This window comes from Acinetobacter kookii, assembly GCF_900096895.1.
Lineage (GTDB): Bacteria > Pseudomonadota > Gammaproteobacteria > Pseudomonadales > Moraxellaceae > Acinetobacter > Acinetobacter kookii.
Map to the genome: position 1 here is coordinate 535331 of NZ_FMYO01000001.1, position 21068 is coordinate 556398.

Consider the following 21068-nt stretch of genomic DNA (forward strand, 5'->3'; position numbering starts at 1 on the left):
GCCCAGCATGGATGAATTATGTCAGACACCCGTTTTTCCAAACCTCTGATTTACATGTTAATTGGAAGTGCCATTATTCTGGCTTTGTCCTTGGGTGTACGTCATGCATTTGGTCTGTATCTGGTGCCCATGAGCCATGAATTTGGCTGGGGCCATAATGTGTTTAGTCTGGCCATCGCCATGCAAAACCTGATTTGGGGCGCAGTGCAACCCGTTACCGGCGCTTTTGCTGACAAATATGGCAGTAAAGTTGTGGTTGCGGTGGGTGGTACCCTCTATAGCCTTGGCCTGTTGCTGATGGCGGTCAGCTCAAGTGGTTTGCTGCTGAATTTAAGTGTCGGCTTAATTCTGGGTCTGGCACTTTCTGCGACCTCTTTTCCCGTGCTGCTGTCTGCTGTGGGACGTGCCGCACATCCTGAAAAGCGCAGTCTGGCGATGGGTATTGCCAGTGCTGCAGGTTCTTTCGGACAGTTTATTATGCTGCCGTCTACCCTGCTGCTGTTACAGAGCATCGGCTGGTCGGCCGCATTGATGGTCAGTGCCATTTTAATTGCTTTAATTATTCCATTGGCATGGACATTAAAAGCTCCGGCTTATGTACATCCGAACATATCGGCTACCATCAAACCCGCATTGGGCATCAAAGAAATTCTGGTGATTGCCAAAAACCATAAACCGTTCTGGTTCCTGTCTTTAGGCTTTTTTGTCTGCGGTTTTCAGGTGGTCTTTATTGGTATTCATTTACCTGGCTATCTGATTGATCACGGTTTTGATGCCACTACAGGTACAGTGTTCTTGGCCCTGGTCGGTTTATTTAATATTGTCGGTACCTATACCGCAGGCTGGCTGGGTGGAAAATACTCCAAGCCTCATTTGCTGATGGGTCTATATGGCCTGCGTGGTATTGCCATTATTGGCTTTTTATTGCTGCCTTTGAGTACCTGGACAATTTACAGCTTTGGCGTCATTATGGGCTTATTGTGGTTATCCACTGTCCCCCTGACCAATGGCATTGTGGCGAACATGTTTGGCATAAAATACTTAAGTATGCTCAGTGGCATCGTGTTCTTTACCCATCAGGTCGGTTCATTTTTTGGTGGATGGCTGGGTGGTGTCAATCATGACATGACCGGCAACTATAATATGATCTGGATGTTTTCTATCCTGTTAAGTGTATTTGGTGTTCTGGTTCATTTCTTTGTCAATGAGGAGCATGTGGTTCATGACTGATTCTATGCTTGGACTTAAAATCCTGATTACTGCAGCGATTGTCCTGTTATTGGCCATCGCCATTATGCTTTGGGTCCAAACCCCACAACTGTTTGAGTATTTCAATCAGGCCTTTTGTGCGCATTAAACTGCTGATTTTCAAACACAGCAACAGCTATTTTTATACTAAAAAATACAGTTTTTATTAAAAGCTGTATTTTCAATATATTAGTTAAATTTATGTATTTTTTCATAAACTTAGAATAATTTTTGATTTTTCATCCCCTGCCTTTTTTCTTAGATTGAGTATTAACGAAAAAACAATCTGAGCAACAAACATGACCGCATTAACCCAACTTTCTCAAGCTATTCATGATGCACCGCGCTGGCACCAGCCAGAACAATTTCAAAACCCACAGGAAATTACGATTGTGCCCTTAGAGGGCGAAGCTTTAGGGGCTGTGGTTTTTGGCCTGGATGCGCGTAAAGCCCAAGCGGGTGAAACCATTTACCGTCTGAAGCAGGCACTGGCCGAGCATCTGATTTTAATCTTTAAAAACCAGCGTCTGGACGATTTACAGTATTTGGCCTTTGCCAGCTATTTTGGTTCCATTTTCCGCCCAAGCGCAGATAATCCCGTACTTGCCACCCAAGCCGATACCGGTACACCACCCGATGTCGTGCCTGTTTCCAATGCAGTGGGACAGGGTGATTACACCGGGCATGGCGAATTGAATCCGCATGCCGATCACCAATGGACGCCACAACCGTCTTTTGGCTCATTGCTTTATGCCATTGAATTACCTAAAGACGGCGGACAAACCTCCTGGTTTAATACCATCCGGGCTTATGACACTTTAGATGAAGCAACCAAACAGCAGATCGATCAATTACAACTGATTACCTATAACCCCTTTGTCCGCCGCCAATACCTAAAAGATAATGATACCAATGGTTATGGCAGCAGTCCCTTATACCGTTTTAAAGATCAGCCGATTATTGGCCATGCCTATCCCCATCCACTGGTGCGCACCCATCCTGAGAGTGGTCGTAAAGCGCTTTGGTTAAATACCCATTCCGAAGTAGAGCTGGTCAATTATGATGATCAGGCTGGCAGTGAATTGATTGCTTCATTGCGCGAACATCTGTTAAAACCTGAATTCCGCTATGAACATCAATGGCAACAGGGCGATATTGTATTTTGGGATAATCAGGTCACCCTGCATTCACGCAAACCTTTCCCAAGCGAGCAACGCCGCTTATTGAAACGCATCAGTCTGGCAGGCGGTCGACCTTATTAAGGCTATTCCTTGATCTGAAATAATAACAATAAAAAAGTGTTATAAAATTACTCCACAGCATCATGACCCCATCTACATTTACGAATACGCAAAATCGTAAATAAAATAAAAAATGTGTCATGATGCTGCAATTTTTTAACCCCTTTATCTTAGGATATGCTCCATTCCCTTATCAGTAACGACCCGGGTGATACATCAAATCGGGGATGATTAGACTTCTTTCATAAATTCCCCTTATTTCTCTCTAGGGGAGAAAAATAAAGAGGGTGTGAACAATCATGAAAGAAGTCTATTTTTAATGATGGTCATCTTGTTTAAATATTTACGAGTTAAATTAAAAAATAAAAGCCCATCAAAAGTAACTACTTGGGATGGGCTTTTTCATGTTAGAAATATGCATTGCGGAAAAACCGCATAACAAGGCAAATCTGGCCTGTTAATCTTGCTTAAGCTAAAACTCAAATATTTTGGATCATTATGTTGCCTTCTGTTCCTACGCTGTCAAATTTCAGCTTATTTAAAATATTTCTTAAATTAGGCTGTACGGCATTTGGCGGCCCGGCAGCGCATCTGGTGTTTTTTTATCGGCGTTTTGTGCAACAGCTTGGCTATCTGGATGAGCAGCAATATAGCCATCTCCTGGCCTTGGCACAAATTTTACCTGGCCCGACCAGTAGCCAGATGGGCATTGCAATTGGTTATCAACTGAAAGGTTATCGGGGTGCACTGCTGGCATGGCTGGGCTTTACTTTACCTTCAGCACTGCTTATGACCCTTGCGGCAATGCTGGGCCTGCAATTTTCTGCTTATTTTTCTGCCGATTTTTTCCATGTGATTCAACTGATTGTATTTAGCGTGGTGGCATGGGCATTCTGGCAAATGTTACGCAGCTTTTGCAAAGACCAATGGCAATATGTATTAATGCTGCTGTCGGGCTTATTTGTCTATCTGGTTCCCATCAGTATCAATCAGATGTTGGTGATCCTGTTCGGTGCTTTGGCAGGACTGGTTTATCTGCATTATTTTCCGCAAAAAAGTACCCTTAAACCTGTTACGAGCATCTCCATCACCGCTAAAAAATCTTTTGCTTATCTCTGGCTGATTTTATTTGCCTTGCCTTTTGTGCTGGTTCCACCGCTACAATATTTCTTTCCCCATATTTGGCTAGACAGTTTTACCGGTTTATACCGCACGGCTTCTCTAGTCTTTGGTGGCGGTCATATTATTTTGCCATTTTTACAGCAGGACTTTGTTGAATCCGGCCTGGTCTCCCAGCAACATTTTGACCTGGGCTATGCCATTGCCCAGCTGATGCCAGGCCCCTTATTCAGTTTTGCCAGTTATCTGGGTGCCTTATTGCCTTTAAGTTCATCGGCGGCACTGAATGCAGCTTTTGCAACGGCAGTGATTTTCTTGCCTTCTTTTTTCCTCATTTTTGGCGCTTTACCTTACTGGTCACGTTTAATGCAATTTCCGCGTTTATTTCAGGCTTTGGCAGGAATTAATGCCGCTGTGGTGGGTCTGTTATTATGCCTGGTGGTGCAGATGGGTGAAAAATATATACGGTCTGGCCTAGATATTGTTTTTATTATCGCAGTCATTGCATTGCTTAAGAGCAAAGTTCCAGTCTGGCTGACCTTAATCAGCAGTTTCTTCAGTTATTATGGACTGTTGTGGCTATTGGATCATTATGCCCTTTTCTCATTCGGCCTCTAATATGCAGTGATCTCATATTTACATACGGAAAGTTTTTATCTAGCGCATTTGATTACTTAAAGCGGACACTGTTTACCTTTAATCACTCAATCTCTCTATTTTCTTGCTCTATTTCTGATTAGCTTATTTAGATATCAATTTTAAACCTATCGATCAGGAAAATAGGATGAATAATATAGTCAGCTTTTCAGATTGTGCCCAAATGTGTATGACCTGCTCTTTGACCTGTACCGGTTGTGCAGCCGCTTGTCTGGATGAAAATGACCTGGAGATGATGCGTGAATGCATCAAGCGCTGTCTGGACTGTGCAGATATCTGCAACTTATGTGCCCGTTCTGAACAAAGGTCTTCCGCCTTTATGCAGGAAATCTGTCAGCTTTGTGCCCAAATGTGTGATTACTGCGCCAAAGAATGCAGCAAGCATGACGCTGAACATTGCCAGCAATGTGCAGAAACTTGCCAGCAATGTGCGGCAGAATGCCGTAAAATGGCAACCTAAATGCAGATGCTTGATAGAAAAAATAGCAAATCCATCTAATCACTATTTTTTCATTTGATCCGCTGGCTTGCACTGAGCACTATTTTACGCTCATACACTAATGAGATATTTTATCCTTCAAAATAAACAAAAACCCGCAAGCATGCACTTACGGGTTTCGCATCTAAAATTCAGAAAATCTTAGAATAAACGGTTCATACCATTCAATGTCGCTACACGGTACGCTTCCGCCATGGTCGGATAGTTGAACGTGGTTTCCACAAAATACTTGATTGTATTGTTCGGGCTGTTCATCACGGCTTGACCAATGTGAATAATCTCGGCAGCGTTATTACCAAAGCAATGTACACCCAGAATTTCCAGAGTGTCACGGTGGAATAGAATCTTCAATTCACCTACCGTATCCCCGGTAATTTGCGCACGCGCCAAATGACGGAAAGAGGCCTGCCCCACTTCATACGGGATTTTTTCTTCAGTCAGTTGCTGTTCAGTTTTACCAATCGAAGAAATCTCCGGAATGGTATAAATTCCTGTCGGGATATCAGTCACTGGTGCAACGTCTTTCTCGCCGCTCATATTCGCGCCCGCACAACGACCTTGGTCATAAGCAGCAGAAGCCAGGGATGGCCAACCAATCACGTCACCCGCAGCATAGATATTGTCCACTTCAGTCTGGTACTTATCATTGACATTCAATTGACCACGGCTGTTTGGTGTAATACCTACATTTTCAAGACCTAAACCATCCGTATTCCCTGAACGGCCATTACACCATAAAATGGCATCGGCTTTAATTTTCTTACCACTTTGTAAATGCATTACTACGTGATCATCAAAAGTTTCCAGATGATCAATCTGTTCATTGTGACGAATCAAGACACCCTGTTCACGCAAGTGATAAGACAGCGCATCTGAAATTTCATCATCCAGATAACTGAGCAATTTAGGCTGGGTATTGATCAAATCAACTTTATGGTCCAAACCAATAAAGATGGATGCATATTCACAACCAATCACACCTGCACCATAAATGATGATTTTCTTGATGGAGAAATCCAGATCCAGAATTTTGTCTGAATCAAATACACGTGGATGATTAAAATCAAGCACTGAAGGACGGTATGGACGTGAACCTGTCGCAATCACCAACTGCTGAAAACTTAAAGTTTCAGTAATACCTTCCGGACTGAAAATCAGGATGGTATTTTTGTCTTGTATATAAGCACGACCATGATAGATATCAATTTTGTTACGATCATAGAAGCGCGAGTGGGTATCGACTTGCAACTGAATGACTTTGTGTGCATTGCGCAGCACTTGTTTCATGGTGAACTGTTTCCATTCACCCACTTTTTGGAACATTGGGTCACGTTGGTAACGCAAAATACTCGATACAGTTTGACGTAATGCTTTACTTGGAATGGTACCTACGTGTGTACAGTTACCACCTAACTGTTCACGCATATCAACTATTGCAACACGCTTGCCTGATTTAGCAAGTTTCATTGCCGCGCCTTCACCCGCAGGGCCTGAACCGAGAACTACCGCATCGTATTTAACGAAAGTTCCACTAATGACCTCTTTTTTACGTGGCATTCAACGCTCCTATCTTCAATATTGGTCTATCTTGGCTATATTATGACGTAAATACTCGCAATTTTCTGTATTTACCTCACATATATTAAGTGATGACTACATTTATTAAATGAATATCCTTTTTACCCCATTTAGATTCAAGTCCGTTATAATGAGAGACCTAATATATCTAGTATCTCCCCCGTCAAAAAACAGTGGAAAAGTTGAATATGTCTGAAAACCGTAAACCTGAACAGGGTGTCAAACTTCGTGGCGCAGAGAAAGTCGCTCGTATTCCTGTAAAAGTTGTACCTACGGTTGAAACGCCACGCAAACCGGACTGGATTCGCGTGAAAATGGCGGCACCAGATGAAGTTCAACGCATTAAAACCACCTTGCGTGCACAAAAACTGCATACAGTGTGTGAAGAAGCCGCTTGCCCGAACCTGCCAGAATGTTTTGGTGGCGGTACCGCAACCTTTATGATCATGGGTGATATCTGTACCCGTCGCTGTCCGTTCTGCGACGTGGCACATGGTCGTCCAAACGCACTGGACCCGGACGAACCGCGTCATATGGCCGAAACCATTGCCAACCTAGGCTTAAAATATGCCGTGATTACTTCGGTTGACCGTGATGATCTCAGAGATGGCGGTGCACAGCATTTCGTGGACTGCATTAAAGAAGCCCGCAGCTTGAGCCCAAATACCTTATTGGAAATTCTGGTTCCGGATTTCCGTGGTCGTATGGACGTAGCGCTTCGCATCATGACCGAGTGTCCACCGGACGTATTTAACCACAATATTGAAACCGTACCACGCCTGTATAAAGCGATGCGTCCGGGTTCAGACTATCAGCATTCTTTAAACCTGCTGAAAATGTTCAAGGAATACTGCCCGGATGTTCCAACCAAATGTGGACTGATGGTCGGTATTGGTGAAACTGAAGAAGAAGTGATTGCCCTGCTGGATGACTTAAAAGCCCATGATGTCGATTACGTGACTATTGGTCAGTATTTACAGCCTTCTAAAGAACATGCACCGATTGACCGTTTCGTGACTCCAGAAGAATTTGAGCGCTACACAGCCCATGGTCAAAAACTCGGATTCAAGAATATCTGGGCAGCCCCGATGGTTCGCTCAAGTTACTTTGCCGACCGTCAATATTATGGTGAACCGGTTCCAGCCGTACGCCGTAAAGCTGACCCTGCGAAAAAAATTGCGGTTCAGACCATTGAAGCTTAATTGAAAATCAGCCTGAAACCAGGCGGTTCAACAAATGCCAATCTAATAAGTTTAGATTGGCATTTTTATTTCCGACTAAAAAAGATAAAACTGAGACATACAAAATTCCCTATTTGAATAAAGGATTTGTGAAATCAAAAGTATTTAAGCAGCTTGATGTGGTACACCACTATGGAAACGGAAAGTATCATCTTCAGAGAGGATTAAATTCTTTTCCACTTCACGGATATGTTCGATACGTCCCTGAATATCTTCTTCCGGATCTTTCATTTTAGACGTTTTGGCAACATCTAAAGCCAGTGCCAGATAATCTTCATAATGGCGTGATTCAGACTTGAGTAGGTAACGGTAATAACGTCCTAACTCTTCATCAACCAGTGGTGCAAGCGCATAAAAACGCTCGCAGGAACGTGCTTCCACAAAGGCACCAATAATCAGCACGTCAATTAGTGCTTCAGGCTCATAGGTGCGAATTTCCTTGCGCAAGATCCCTGCATAACGACCGGCACTCACTGCTTTCCATTCCTGTCCGCGTTTCGACATGAATTCCAGCACCTGCTCATAATGCAGCATCTCTTCGCGTACCAGTTGTGCCAGCTTGACCTGCAAATCGGTAAAAAAGCTGTAACGGAACATCAGGTTCATGGCTGTTCCAGCGGCTTTTTTCTCACAATTGGCATGATCCTGCATGAGCAATTCCAGGTTATTCACTGCTTCATCTAGCCAGGCTTTTGGCGTTTCACATCCCAGGAAGCCAATCACAGGTTTCATGAGATCATCATAATGGGTTATCGACATAACTTTTAAACTTAAATCTTAACGTGCTGCTTTAATCACAGCTTTCATTTGTTGAACAGCTTGCGCCAAACCGACAAAGACTGCATCGGCGATAATGGAATGACCGATATTAAGCTCATGAATGTGTGGAATTGCAGCAATTGGCGTGACATTGTCCAGGTTCAGACCATGTCCTGCATTCACGATCAGACCTTTAGATGCAGCATATTCCGCACCTTTGACAATACGCTCAAGTTCATGCTGCTGAGCTTCAGCGGTTTCAGCATCGGCATAGGCACCTGTATGCAACTCGATGGTGGGCGCACCGCAAGCCACGGCTGCGTCAATCTGCTCAAAGTCGGCATCAATAAATAAAGACACTTCACAGCCAATGGCAGACAAGGCTTGAGTCGCGGCTTTAACCTCTTCAAAATGCCCCACTACATCCAGGCCACCTTCAGTGGTGACTTCCTGGCGCTTTTCAGGCACGAAGCACACATGATGCGGCTGAATTTCCTTGGCAAACTCCACCATCTCAGGCGTGACTGCCATTTCCAGGTTCATATGGGTTTTTAGCACCGGACGCATACGGCGTACATCATCATCCTGAATGTGACGACGGTCTTCACGCAAATGCAGGGTAATCCCCTCCGCTCCTGCCTGTTCGCAAATTAAAGCAGCATTCACTGGATCTGGATAAGTGGTTCCGCGCGCCTGTCGCAAAGTCGCCACATGGTCAATATTTACACCAAGCAATGCAGCCATAACAATTTCCTAACCATGTTTAAAATTAAGATTGAGATTGAGTATTTTGAATCCACAATTGACGGCTTTTCAGCGGTCGGTCGCCCAAAAGAGCGGTGATAATCTGCCGATAAAGCTTAGTCAATAATTGTAACTGCTCATGATTGAAATCCCTACCTTTTTCATAATCACGCATCGAAAGAATCTGCTGTCCAGATAAAGTCGAACGTGACTGTTGCACTGTAGGAATAAAGCCATCATTGAGCTGAAACAGATAAGATTGTGATTCCTGAATTTTATGTTGCTGTGCATCCACCGTAAAATCAAGTGCATAGCCCAGTTCTTCCAAAAGTGCATGTTCGAACTGACGTAAAATTTGTCTTAAGAAAAGATCCGGATGCTCCTGCTGTGCCAGCTTTTGCAATTGCTGCAAGGTCTGATGATACTGCACAAAGCTTTGCGGCATTTCCACTTCAACCGGGCACAAGCGCAGGATAATTTCATTCAGATAAAAACCGGAAAAGAAGGCATCGCCAAAAAAGAAAATGGGCTGATTGACAATTTCCAGTTTGGTAAAATTTTTAAGCTCAGATTTACCGGAAGCCTGTAAACAGATCGGCTGGTATTGCGGTGGCGGTGTTTGCCTTAAAATTCCATCCACGCGTCCATGCTCCTGGGTAAACAGATGCACAATATGGCTGCGCTCACGGTATTTACGATGATGGATTAAATAGCCATGCAAGGTTTCATTGCGCATAAAGAATGAAGTCTAATCCTTTTTCTTTTCCGGATCAGAATCTTCATCCTCTCCATCCGGAATGACAGCACCCACCACAGCTGCTGTACCTTTCACCACGCCTTTGGTGGTTTTATACGCCACTTTTACCGGAACTGTAACAATCTTGTGAATACAGCCTTGCAGGAACACTACACATGCTACAACAGTCAGTACTCTAATCATTACAGTTCCTTTCAAAGTCAAACCTAGATTTTAGATATCACTATAACCCAAGCTTTTCAGTGCACGTTCATCATCAGACCAGCCACCTTTGACTTTCACCCAAAGAGTCAGCATGATTTTCTGTTCAAACATTTTTTCCATGTCGGTACGGGCATCCATACCAATTTTCTTCAATTTTGAACCTTTTTCACCAATCACGATAGCCTTTTGACCAGGGCGATCGACAAAAATGGTGGCATCAATATAGGTACATGCCGCTTTTGGACGGCCAGTTTTCGGATTGATGGTGGCTTCCTCAGTCTTGAAAGACTCAATTTGCACGGTCAAATCATACGGCAGTTCTTCACCCAGTTGACGCATGATTTTTTCACGAATCACTTCCGAAGCAAGGAAACGTTCTGAACGGTCCGTAATCTGATCCAGTGAATAAAGCGGCGGCTGAAATGGCAAATACTTTTCAATGGTATTCCGCAAATGCTCAAGGTTGGCACCACGTAAGGCTGATACAGGTACGATCTCGGCAAAGTTCATCAATTTTGCACGTTCCTGAATCAAGGGTAATGCCTGATTCTTGTTTTCAAAAGTATCCAGCTTATTGATCACCAGAATCACCGGCATTTCTGCATTTTTCAGCTTTTCCAGCACCAGCTCATCGTTCTGGGTCCATTTTTGCGCATCCACCACAAACAGCACCAGGTTCACATCTCGTAGTGCCGAATGAGCGGCACGGTTCATCATTTTATTGATGGCACGTACTTCTTTCTTGTGCATCCCCGGCGTATCCACAAAAACTGCCTGAGATTTTTCACGGCTATCAATCCCGACAATTTTATGACGTGTGGTTTGCGGTTTACGTGAAGTTATAGAGAGCTTTTGACCCAGCAAATGGTTCATCAATGTAGATTTACCCACATTCGGGCGTCCTACAATTGCAACAAAGCCACTTTTAAAGTCCGAAGGAATCGTGGTTCCTTGCGAACTGAAGAATTGATTAATTAAATCATTGCCACTGTCTTGCGGCTCGTGATCAGCATCGATGTGATCGGAATGAGTAGTCATTAAGACTTTTGCTCCAATTGTTTTAAGATATCTGCCGCAACTGCCTGCTCGGCAAAGCGACGACTTGAACCCTCACCATACAATACAGGCAAGCCCTCAATGGTACATTCCACCTTGAAATGCTGATTGGGAGCATCACCTTGAATATCTACAACATCATAAACAGGGAGAGGCTTTTTACGTGCCTGCAAATATTCCTGTAAGCGTGATTTAGGATCTTTGAGTTGGTCTGTAGGCTCAATATGGTCCAAATATGGCGCGTACCATTTCAATACGATGTCTTGTAAGACCTTCAGATCATGACAATCGACATAAATTGCACCAATAATCGCTTCTACAGTATCAGCAAGAATAGATTCCCGATGATGTCCACCCGATTTCAACTCACCCGTGCTCAGAATTAAACATGGGCCGAGTTTCAAATCGTTTGCAATTTTGCCTAATGCTTCCTGACGAACCAGTGTGGCACGCATACGCGTTAAACGCCCTTCATTTTCATGCGGGTAGGCTTGATACAAATAATGGGCAATGATCATCCCTAACAATGAATCGCCGAGAAATTCCAGGCGCTCATAGTTAGTTTTATGACTAACCGATCGGTGGGTCAGTGCAAGCTGCAATAATTCAGGCTGTTTGAACTGATAACCGATACGGTGGACTAAGCGCATATCACTTAGTTTGGACTGACCTTTGATCAAAACTTTTCTCGAACTTTAACACTAAATCTATATTGAGCAAGAAAGGCTTTCTTATCTCATAATCTTTTTTCACTTGTAGCCCATCAATATTGGTCACCTGTGCAATATCTTTAAAATTGATATCACGCACGCCATTCATATCTAAACGCTGTGACATTTGCTGAGCAAATTTTTCAGGCGATGTATTTGCCGGACTGTCTTGCATTAATTCCGTAATCTGGGTATCGATCAAACGATCATCGACATACGGTCCCCAAACAGCAATGGCAATTTTCACTAAAAAAGCGAAACCAATCACTGCAATTAAAATTGCAATATAGGATGCCCCTTGTTGATTTTTACGCATTTGTTATTTTCCAATCATGCTTAATCAATAATACCGTTGCGGTTAAACGACGGTAATTTAAATCCAGGTTCTTTATGCATCCATTTATAGAATGCACGACCTGTGAGGTTTTCTTCTGGTACAAAGCCCCAAAAACGACTGTCAGCACTTTGATCGCGGTTATCCCCCATCGCGAAGTAGTGACCTTCAGGTACTTTTACTTCCCAATATAAACCATTTTCAGATGAATATTTACCATTTTCAACATAGTTGATAAAGGGTGCCTGACGGGCAACATTTACCCCTTCAAGCTCACGCATCTTGAAGGTATGTTTACCGAGCGTTTCCTGATGGTAAATGGATTCTGGTGTATCGAGAATATCTTTTTCACGGCTAAATTCTACAGGAACTTTCGCCACTTTTTGTCCATTGATAATGAGCTGGCCATGGTCATAGACGATATGATCTCCCGGCAAACCCACCACACGTTTGATATAACTGATGGTCGGTTGTGGCGGATAACGGAATACAATCACATCGCCACGTTCCGGTTCACCGACATCAATTACCTTGGTATTGACAATCGGTAGACGTACACCGTAGTTAAACTTGTTGACCAGAATAAAATCACCCGTTTCCAAGGTCGGAACCATAGAATCGGACGGAATGTTAAATGGCTCATACAGGAATGAACGCAGCACCAGCACGACGGCCAGTACTGGCCAGAAATCATATGCCCATGTGATGATGAAATTTTCATTCCCCTTGCCCCGTGTTTGTCTTTGTTTAAAGACAAATTTATCGAGTAGCCACACCAAAAAGAAAATCAGTGTGACGGGTACAAGGATTAAATTAAAATCAAAATCCATGAGCGATATAACCTCTATTATTTATTATCTTTCTACTTTCAACACAGCAAGGAACGCTTCCTGCGGGATTTCAACACTACCCACCTGCTTCATACGTTTCTTACCTTCTTTCTGCTTGGCAAGAAGTTTTTTCTTACGTGATACGTCACCACCATAACATTTGGCCAGTACGTTTTTACGCATGGCTTTTACGGTAGAACGGGCAATGATTTGCGCACCAATCGCGGCCTGAATCGCAACATCAAACATTTGACGCGGAATCAGATCTTTCATTTTTTCAACCAGTGCAATACCACGGTGACGTGCATCCTGACGGTGACAGATCATCGCTAAAGCATCGACTTTCTCACCATTAATGAGCACATCCACTTTCACCAGCGATGAACTTTCAAAACGGATAAAGTTGTAGTCTAAAGATGCAAAACCACGTGAACATGATTTCAATTTATCAAAGAAATCCATGACCACTTCTGCCATCGGAATTTCAAAGGTAATCGAAACCTGATTAGCCATGAACTTCATGTCTTTTTGTACACCACGGCGTTCCACGCATAAGGTCATCACGTTACCCAGGTATTCTTGTGGTACCAGAATATGACACTCTGCAATCGGTTCACGCAAATCTTCTACCGTCGAACCATCCGGCATTTTTGATGGACTGTCGATATAGATCGTTTCACCATTCTTCATCACGGCTTCGTAAATTACGGTTGGCGCAGAAGAAATGAGGTCAAGATCGTACTCACGCTCTAGACGTTCCTGTACGATTTCCATGTGCAACATGCCGAGGAAGCCACAGCGGAAACCAAAACCTAAGGCATCTGAACTTTCAGGTTCAAAGAATAATGCCGAGTCATTGATTTGCAGTTTATGCAGCGCTTCACGGAACGGTTCAAAATCACTTGAGTCGATCGGGAAAAGACCCGCATAAACCTGCGGTTTAACCTTTTTGAAACCCGGTAAAGTCGGTACTTCTGGCGTTGCTGCAAGCGTGATGGTATCGCCGACTGGCGCACCAAAAATATCTTTAATCCCGGCAATGATAAAACCCACTTCTCCGGCTTCTAAAATGCCGGTTTCGGTATGTTTAGGATTGAAGATACCGACTGAGGTAATGATGTGCGATTGGCCTGTTGATTTAATCAACATTTTATCGCCCTTACGCACACGCCCCTGTTTGATACGCACCAAAGACACCACACCGAGGTAATTATCGAACCATGAGTCAATAATCAAGGCTTGTAGCGGTGCTTCGCGATCACCTGTAGGTGCGGGAATAACATTGACCAGCGTTTCAAGCACACCTTCAATACCGAGACCTGTTTTCGCTGAACAGGTCGGTGCCTCTGTCGCTTCAATTCCGATGATGTCTTCAATTTCCTGAATCACACGTTCAGGTTCAGCCTGCGGCAAGTCAATCTTGTTGAGTACAGGGAGTACTTCAAGTCCCTGTTCAATCGCGGTATAGCAGTTCGCCACAGACTGAGCTTCAACGCCCTGCGCAGCATCGACAACCAGAAGTGCACCTTCACATGCCGCAAGCGAACGTGATACTTCGTATGAAAAGTCTACGTGTCCTGGGGTGTCAATAAAGTTTAATTGGTATTCCTGACCGTTCGGATGGGTATAGTACAGGGTCACGGATGCCGCTTTAATGGTAATACCGCGCTCACGTTCCAATTCCATAGAATCCAGAACCTGAGCCTGCATTTCGCGATCTTGCAAACCGCCACAGGTTTGAATAAAGCGATCCGCCAGTGTCGATTTACCATGATCGATATGCGCAATAATCGAGAAGTTACGAATGTTTTTAATATCAACAGATTTTTTAGCTTGCGCCATGGGCTACCTTGAGAAAAAAACACGCCATGCAAACAATAGTTAATGCATGGCAAAAGCTGAATAGAAATTGCGTAGGATTATAGCAGATGGATTTTTCAATGTATCCTAAATAATGAGTTCGTTTTTCGCTTTGACTATTATTTTCAAAATAAAACCGGATTGCACTCATGCACTCAGTTTGAAGCCGTTACATCATACTGGCTAAAATTCAGTGGATTCACGTGTTCCGATATCGGCTGGTAGGCTTGGCTAAAAGTGGGAGACATGCGTTTTGGCCGACCTGTGGCAATTTCCACACACGCCCATTTGGTATTCCCCATAAATAAAACGCTTTGGTCCTGGGGACGATAAAACACATATTGCCGGAAAGAATACAAGGCATTGATATCATCCAGCCAGGTACGCAAGATAATCTTTTCGCCTTCAAATGCCGCTTTACGGTATTGCACATGGTGCTCTACTGCAACCATGGCATGCTTCAGTTCCAGGTACTCACGCAAGCCCAAGCCCAGCGCATCAATATGTGCAGTAGCAACATCCTGCATCCAGTGCATATACACCACGTTATTCACGTGCCCCAGACTGTCAATATCTTTTGCTTGAACGGTGATTTCCAAATCAAAAACTGTGCTCATTTATTTTACTGATCCTTACGCTATGCAAAAATGACCTTCAAGGCCAGACAGTCTACGTAATTTTGCCTTGCAGTAAAATTGCAAAATATAAAAAAACCACTCAGCTGTAGAGTGGTTTTCTGTTGAATAGATTGATTTATGCTATTCAATCCGCATGCCTAGAATTGCGCGTTGATCCTGACGGATAATGGAAACCCGTGCAATTGAACCTTTTTTCAATTCGGATACTGCCTTAATGAAGTCATTACTATTCAAAATGGTTTTATTATTGATTTGAGTAATGATATCTCCTGCAGCGATACGGGATTGTGAAGCGATTCCTCCCCGTTTGACTTCTTGAATCAGAATACCGCCTTTAAGATTCAGTTGGGATTGTTCACTGGCCGTCAAGTTACGAATCGTCACCCCCAAAACAGGACCTTTATTTTGGGCTGCCTGTTCCACCGGTGCCGGCGTGTCGTCCGGTGCAGTCGTCAATGTTGCCGAGATATTACGGGTCTTATCATCCCGCAAAACTTGCAATTGAATATTTTGATTCGGTGAAGTCCGGTTTAAGTAATTAAGCAAATCAGAGGTTCTGGAAATAGGCAAGCCATTATATTTCAGGATCACATCACCCGCCTTAAAGCCAGCTTTAGCTGCCGGAGAGTTCGGTGCGACCTGGGTTACCAGTGAACCTTCAGGTTTGGACAGGTTATAAGATTCTGCAAGGTTGCGATCGATATCCTGCAACATCACCCCCAGATATGAGCGAGTGACCTTGCCATTCTTTTTCAGTTGCTCTGCCACATCCATCGCCACATCAATCGGGATGGAAAATGACAGCCCCATATATCCGCCGGTACCGCTGAAGATACGCGAGTTCACTCCCACCACTTCACCATTCTGGTTAAACAGGGGACCGCCTGAGTTACCCGGATTCAAGGCTACATCGGTTTGAATAAAAGGCACCGAGGTTTCCCCCATCATGTTACGCATTTTCGCACTGACAATTCCGGCAGATGCAGAATAGTCAAAACCAAAAGGTGAACCAATCGCCAGTACTGGCTCACCGACTTTGAGCCGGTCTACATTTCCGGTACGCAATTCAGGGAAATTGGAACCATTGACTTTGAGCAATGCCACATCGGTACGGGCATCACTTCCGACCACGGTGGCATCAATTTCACGGCGGTCATTAAACATAATGGTCACTTTAGATGCATCTTCAACCACATGATGATTGGTTAACAGATAACCATCCTTACTGATAAAGAATGCGCTGCCGTAAGCGGTTTTCTCTTGCTGAGCCTGTTGCTGCGGAACAATCACCTGATTGCCAAAAAAGCGTTTTAAAATTTCAGGGATTTGCTGTTGGATCAGCTCTTCCTGAGTCATTTTTTTTACGACATTGACACTCACTACAGCAGGGCTGACCTGTTCAACCAGATTGGAAAAGTCTACCGAAGAAGCTGCTTGTGTTTGCATTGCTGCCATGGTGAATACAGCAGCATACATTCCTTTTTGTATATAGCGATTGTTCATGTAAAGCATTCACTCCATTCATTATAAGTATGCGTAAACAGTATTTAGCACAAAATATGCCTGTCTTGAGTAATAATATGTTGGATTATATTTGTATAAACAACAGCTTAAATCTTTCTTAAAAGTTTGTTGCCTTATTACTTTTTCTCATCATACATTAGCATATTAGGTCTTGTTTTTTGAGTAAAAAAGGGGTGTTATTAGCAAACTTTTTTCAAATTAGCTGATGGACATGTCTAATTTAAATACAACACATCATTTTGACGTGATCATTGTGGGCAGTGGTGGCGCAGGTTTGAGTCTGGCCTTATCATTACCCGATCATTTCAATATTGCTGTTTTGGCCAAATCGACACTCACCGAAGCCAGTACTTTTTATGCGCAAGGCGGCGTTGCTGCGGTTTTAGATGAAACCGACTCCATTGCACAACATATTGATGACACCATGATTGCAGGTGCGCAGTTATGCGAACGTGCAGCCGTCAAGCAGACTGTAGAAGGCGGCAAACCTTCGGTCGATTTCCTGTTAAAACATGGCGTGCAATTTACCTTAGATGAACAGGAACAGCTGCATTTAACCCGTGAAGGTGGTCATTCACAGCGCCGTATTATCCATGCCGCAGATGCGACCGGTCGTGCCATTTCAACCACTTTGGTGCAACGTGCCCGTGAAAAGCAAAACATCACTATTTTTGAAAATTATATTGCCATTGATTTAATTACTTCAAAAAAACTCGGCCTGAAAGATCAAAGTAATCGTGCCCTGGGCTTATACGCACTCGATGAAAAGACTGAAAAAGTCCATACTTTCTTGGCACCCTCTACAGCCTTGGCGTGTGGCGGGGCGATGAAAGCCTATCTGTATACTTCTAATCCGGATATTGCGACCGGTGATGGCATTGCCATGGCCTATCGTGCCGGATGCCGGGTTGCCAACATGGAATTCAACCAGTTCCATCCAACCTGCCTGTATCATCCGCAAGCACGTTCTTTTTTAATTACCGAAGCCATGCGCGGTGAAGGGGCTTATTTACGCTTGCCTGACGGTGAACGTTTCATGCTGCGTTTTGACGAACGTGCGGAACTGGCACCGCGTGATATCGTGGCACGTGCCATTGACTATGAAATTAAGCGTTTGGGTATCCGTCATGTCTGGCTGGACATTAGCCATAAAGATGAAGCGTTTATTAAAGAGCACTTCCCGACCCTGTATGCACGTTTACTTGAATTAGGAATCGACATTACCAAGGACATGATTCCAGTGGTTCCTGCAGCCCACTATACCTGTGGCGGCGTGGTGGTTGATGAAAATAGCCAGACCGACATCGAAGGTTTATATGCCATTGGTGAAACTTCTTATACCGGCTTGCATGGTGCTAACCGAATGGCCAGTAACTCACTTTTAGAATGTTTTGTGTATGGCATGAGCGCAGCAAAACATATAGAAAGCCTGTTCAATCCGGATTATGTTTCACCCGCTATCCCTGCCTGGGATGATTCCCAAGTGATGAATCCAGATGAAGATGTCGTTATTCTGCAAAACTGGGATGAACTGCGTCAGACCATGTGGAACTATGTCGGCATTGTACGGACCACCAAACGCCTGCAACGTGCCTTACATCGTATTGAAATGTTGAAGCGTGAAATCACTGAATATTATCAGGATTACCAGGTCAGCAAAAACCTGATTGAACTGCGTAACCTGGTACTGGTTTCAGAGATGATTGTGCGGTGTGCCATGGAACGCAAGGAATCACGCGGTTTGCACTACACCCTGGATTATCCGGAGCTTGGACCTGAACTGCGTAAAACGGTACTGACTCCACCAAACTTTAAGGTGGAAACCCCGTTGGTCAATGTGGATGCTTAAATCCGTGTAGCCTAAATAAAAAGACCGAACATTTTGTTCGGTCTTTTTCAATCTGCATGATGTCTATTTATTGCCGGGGTGGGATGGAATAAGTACCTACCGCGTGGGCAATCGGTTCATCCAGATCAATGGAATATAACCATACATCCCCGACAATGAGGGCTTTACCCACTTTCATTAATTGGCAAACTGCACGAATATCCTGTGCTGCGGTGGGTTTTCTTAAAAAATTAACCGATAAGTTGGTCGTGACAGCCAATGCCACAATCCCGATTTCCCCGAGTATCGCAATATAAAGCGCATAATCGGCAGCAGTCATCATGGTTGGGCCAGACACCGTTCCTCCAGGTCTTAAATCTGCACTTCCCACATGATAAATAATGGATGCGCCTTTTTCAGTGATGGTTTCTATTTCGCATTTTTGCAGGCTTTGCGGAAACTCGCGTTGCAAAAAATCAATAATTTCGGCTTTATTACTTTTCATTGTTGATAAAAAAATCTCCCATAATATTGCCCACTATAGAAGATTTTTCATTTAAACCCAATCGCAGAGAATGGCTACACCGATTGCAAACATGCAAGTGCCTGGTGAAATACCTGTTCTGGAGTTTGGGTGGCATCCAGACGCTTAATCCGTTCACCCTGCCGTTCCCAAAGCTCCTGATAGCCTGAACGTACTTTCTCAAAAAAAGCCGCTTTTTCCTGTTCAAAACGGTCCAGTGCACCCCGTGCACGCGCGCGCGACATTCCCAGTTCAGTCGGCGCATCCAGCCAAAAAGTGATATCAGGCATATGTGAAACAAAGTTGGCATTCAATAACTGTAATTTTTCTTTGCTTAAGCCACGCCCTGCACACTGATAGGCAAAACTGGCATCGGTAAAGCGGTCGCACATTACTGTTTTACCTGTCGCCAATGCAGGAACAATGACTTGCTGTAAATGCTGTGCACGTGCCGCATACATTAACAACAGTTCGGTGTCGTTCGACATGCTTTCTTCATGATTGACTGACAGCAACAGGGAACGGATTTGTTCTGCCATCGGCGTGCCACCCGGTTCACGTGTGAGAACGACATCTTGACCTTGCTGAACCAAGTGCTCGTGGATTTTACGAATGAGTGTGGTTTTCCCGACACCTTCAGTGCCTTCAAAACTAATAAACATCCCCACTCCTTAATTTTTTGAACGTATGACAGTTAAATATTCTTGCACAGCGCGATTATGCTCATCCAAACTGGCGCTAAATTTATGCCCACCATTGCCCGTAGCCACAAAATAAATATTGTTGGAATTGTCCGGGTGCATAGCCGCTTCAATGGCTTTTTGACTTGGCAAAGCAATCGGCGTCGGCGGTAAGCCATTGTTGGTATAGGTATTATATGGTGTAGGCGTGCGCAAATCGGTACGGGTGATGTTGCCCTTATAACGGTCGCCCATGCCATAAATTACGGTTGGATCGGTTTGCAGACGCATGCCTTGTTGCAGACGACGGACAAACACCCCCGACACCTGATTTAACTCATGATCCAGGCTGGTCTCTTTTTCCACAATGGAAGCCATAATCAGCGCTTCATATTTATCCTTATAAGGTAAGCCGCTGGCACGGTTTTCCCATGCCGTATCCAAAGCCTTCATTTGGCGTTTATATAAATCGGTCAAAATTTTCTTATCGCTTTCCCCTTTGGCAAAGAAATAGGTATCTGGCGCGAACAGGCCTTCGGGATGATTAAACGGAATACTTAAGGCTTTTAGCATTTGATCCTGAGGCAGATTAATCACATCCTTGGTAACCAGATCATCCTTTTTCAGCTGCTCAATCAGCTGTTTAAACGTGGTGCCTTCAATCACCAGAATACGGTTCATCTGTGCATTTTCAGCATTCGAGACCAGTTCCATAACTTCACGTACCGACATGCCTTGGTGAATTTCATAAACACCGGCTTTCATGCTGTCATGAATCATGATTTTTTGATAAAGCTTCAACACGACAGGAAAACTGACTTTATTTTCCTTGGCTAAACGGTCAATAAAGCTGGAATAACTATCACCGTCTCCAATCGCCAGCATTTGCTTTTCACCTTGCACCGGATAGGACCTGAACAAGCTTGACCCCAGGATTACGCCAATCAGGACCATAAAACCTGCAATTAGAACGACAATGCCTTTGAATGGAAATACGCGGGTTGCTTTCTTTTTCGATTTTTTCTTTGGGTTGGACAT

At 44.0% G+C, this 21068-nt stretch carries 22 protein-coding genes; 7 read left to right on the top strand and 15 right to left on the bottom strand.

All coding sequences use genetic code 11. The features are described from left to right. Positions 1–18: 18 nt before the first annotated feature. The 5 genes from BLP85_RS02640 (at position 19) to BLP85_RS02655 (ending at position 4725) form a co-directional block, all read left to right on the top strand. Positions 19–1230: an MFS transporter gene (locus tag BLP85_RS02640; protein WP_092818582.1), complete on the top strand. Its 1212-nt coding sequence runs from the start codon at positions 19–21 to the stop codon at positions 1228–1230. Continuing rightward, entirely contained in the window at positions 1223–1357 is a 135-nt protein-coding gene (locus BLP85_RS15095; protein ID WP_265733816.1) for a hypothetical protein, read from the top strand. The genes BLP85_RS02640 and BLP85_RS15095 overlap by 8 nt, the downstream gene beginning before the upstream one ends. Positions 1358–1547: 190 nt before the next feature. Continuing rightward, complete coding sequence (locus BLP85_RS02645; RefSeq protein WP_092818583.1) at positions 1548–2510, top strand: TauD/TfdA dioxygenase family protein; 963 nt, start codon at positions 1548–1550, stop codon at positions 2508–2510. A 477-nt stretch (positions 2511–2987) separates the two neighbouring features. Then, entirely contained in the window at positions 2988–4226 is a 1239-nt protein-coding gene (chrA, locus tag BLP85_RS02650; RefSeq protein WP_092818584.1) for a chromate efflux transporter, read from the top strand. A 166-nt stretch (positions 4227–4392) separates the two neighbouring features. Further along, complete coding sequence (locus BLP85_RS02655) at positions 4393–4725, top strand: four-helix bundle copper-binding protein (RefSeq protein WP_092818585.1); 333 nt, start codon at positions 4393–4395, stop codon at positions 4723–4725. Between the two features lie 180 nt (positions 4726–4905). Here the strand turns inward: BLP85_RS02655 and sthA are convergent, their stop codons facing one another. Next, positions 4906–6321, bottom strand: a complete 1416-nt coding sequence (gene sthA, locus BLP85_RS02660) for a Si-specific NAD(P)(+) transhydrogenase (RefSeq protein ID WP_092818586.1) — start codon at positions 6319–6321, stop codon at positions 4906–4908. Positions 6322–6530: 209 nt separating this feature from the next. On the opposite strand from sthA, the gene lipA reads away from it, so the two are divergent. Then, positions 6531–7544: a lipoyl synthase gene (gene lipA, locus BLP85_RS02665; protein ID WP_092818587.1), complete on the top strand. Its 1014-nt coding sequence runs from the start codon at positions 6531–6533 to the stop codon at positions 7542–7544. A 144-nt stretch (positions 7545–7688) separates the two neighbouring features. On the opposite strand, the gene miaE is transcribed toward lipA, so the two are convergent. The 11 genes from miaE to BLP85_RS02720 all read right to left on the bottom strand — a co-directional run bounded on the left by miaE (position 7689) and on the right by BLP85_RS02720 (position 16978). Continuing rightward, on the bottom strand, positions 7689–8342 hold the full coding sequence (gene miaE / locus BLP85_RS02670; protein WP_092818588.1) for a tRNA-(ms[2]io[6]A)-hydroxylase: 654 nt from the start codon (positions 8340–8342) through the stop codon (positions 7689–7691). Positions 8343–8360: 18 nt separating this feature from the next. Then, on the bottom strand, positions 8361–9086 hold the full coding sequence (pdxJ, locus tag BLP85_RS02675) for a pyridoxine 5'-phosphate synthase (RefSeq protein ID WP_092818589.1): 726 nt from the start codon (positions 9084–9086) through the stop codon (positions 8361–8363). Between the two features lie 25 nt (positions 9087–9111). Next, positions 9112–9822, bottom strand: a complete 711-nt coding sequence (gene recO, locus BLP85_RS02680; protein WP_092818590.1) for a DNA repair protein RecO — start codon at positions 9820–9822, stop codon at positions 9112–9114. Between the two features lie 12 nt (positions 9823–9834). Continuing rightward, entirely contained in the window at positions 9835–10026 is a 192-nt protein-coding gene (locus BLP85_RS02685; RefSeq protein WP_092818591.1) for an NF038104 family lipoprotein, read from the bottom strand. A gap of 30 nt (positions 10027–10056) precedes the next feature. After that, positions 10057–11085: a GTPase Era gene (era, locus tag BLP85_RS02690; protein WP_092818592.1), complete on the bottom strand. Its 1029-nt coding sequence runs from the start codon at positions 11083–11085 to the stop codon at positions 10057–10059. Further along, positions 11085–11783, bottom strand: coding sequence for a ribonuclease III (gene rnc / locus BLP85_RS02695; RefSeq protein ID WP_092818593.1), 699 nt, complete (start codon positions 11781–11783; stop codon positions 11085–11087). The genes era and rnc overlap by 1 nt, the downstream gene beginning before the upstream one ends. Further along, positions 11755–12129, bottom strand: a complete 375-nt coding sequence (locus tag BLP85_RS02700; RefSeq protein WP_092818594.1) for a DUF4845 domain-containing protein — start codon at positions 12127–12129, stop codon at positions 11755–11757. Before BLP85_RS02700 ends, rnc begins: the two co-directional genes overlap by 29 nt. Before the next feature lie 20 nt (positions 12130–12149). After that, a complete protein-coding gene (gene lepB, locus BLP85_RS02705) occupies positions 12150–12977 on the bottom strand; it encodes a signal peptidase I (protein ID WP_092818595.1) in 828 nt (275 codons plus the stop codon). A 24-nt stretch (positions 12978–13001) separates the two neighbouring features. Further along, on the bottom strand, positions 13002–14819 hold the full coding sequence (gene lepA, locus BLP85_RS02710; protein ID WP_092818596.1) for a translation elongation factor 4: 1818 nt from the start codon (positions 14817–14819) through the stop codon (positions 13002–13004). A gap of 173 nt (positions 14820–14992) precedes the next feature. Next, on the bottom strand, positions 14993–15454 hold the full coding sequence (locus tag BLP85_RS02715) for an acyl-CoA thioesterase (RefSeq protein ID WP_092818597.1): 462 nt from the start codon (positions 15452–15454) through the stop codon (positions 14993–14995). A 141-nt stretch (positions 15455–15595) separates the two neighbouring features. After that, positions 15596–16978 (bottom strand): Do family serine endopeptidase, encoded by a 1383-nt coding sequence (locus tag BLP85_RS02720; RefSeq protein ID WP_092818598.1) that lies wholly within the window; start codon positions 16976–16978, stop codon positions 15596–15598. Between the two features lie 226 nt (positions 16979–17204). Here BLP85_RS02720 and nadB point away from each other — a divergent pair, with 226 nt between their 5' ends. Next, a complete protein-coding gene (gene nadB, locus BLP85_RS02725) occupies positions 17205–18848 on the top strand; it encodes an L-aspartate oxidase (RefSeq protein ID WP_171259620.1) in 1644 nt (547 codons plus the stop codon). Between the two features lie 67 nt (positions 18849–18915). Here nadB and BLP85_RS02730 read toward each other — a convergent pair whose 3' ends face one another. From BLP85_RS02730 to mltG, 3 genes are all read right to left on the bottom strand, one after another. Further along, positions 18916–19332 carry a PaaI family thioesterase gene (locus tag BLP85_RS02730; RefSeq protein WP_092818599.1) on the bottom strand — a complete coding sequence of 139 codons (417 nt, stop codon included), beginning with the start codon at positions 19330–19332 and terminating at the stop codon, positions 18916–18918. A gap of 74 nt (positions 19333–19406) precedes the next feature. Next, positions 19407–20012 carry a dTMP kinase gene (gene tmk / locus BLP85_RS02735; RefSeq protein ID WP_092818600.1) on the bottom strand — a complete coding sequence of 202 codons (606 nt, stop codon included), beginning with the start codon at positions 20010–20012 and terminating at the stop codon, positions 19407–19409. Positions 20013–20021: 9 nt separating this feature from the next. Further along, positions 20022–21068, bottom strand: coding sequence for an endolytic transglycosylase MltG (gene mltG, locus BLP85_RS02740; protein WP_092818601.1), 1047 nt, complete (start codon positions 21066–21068; stop codon positions 20022–20024).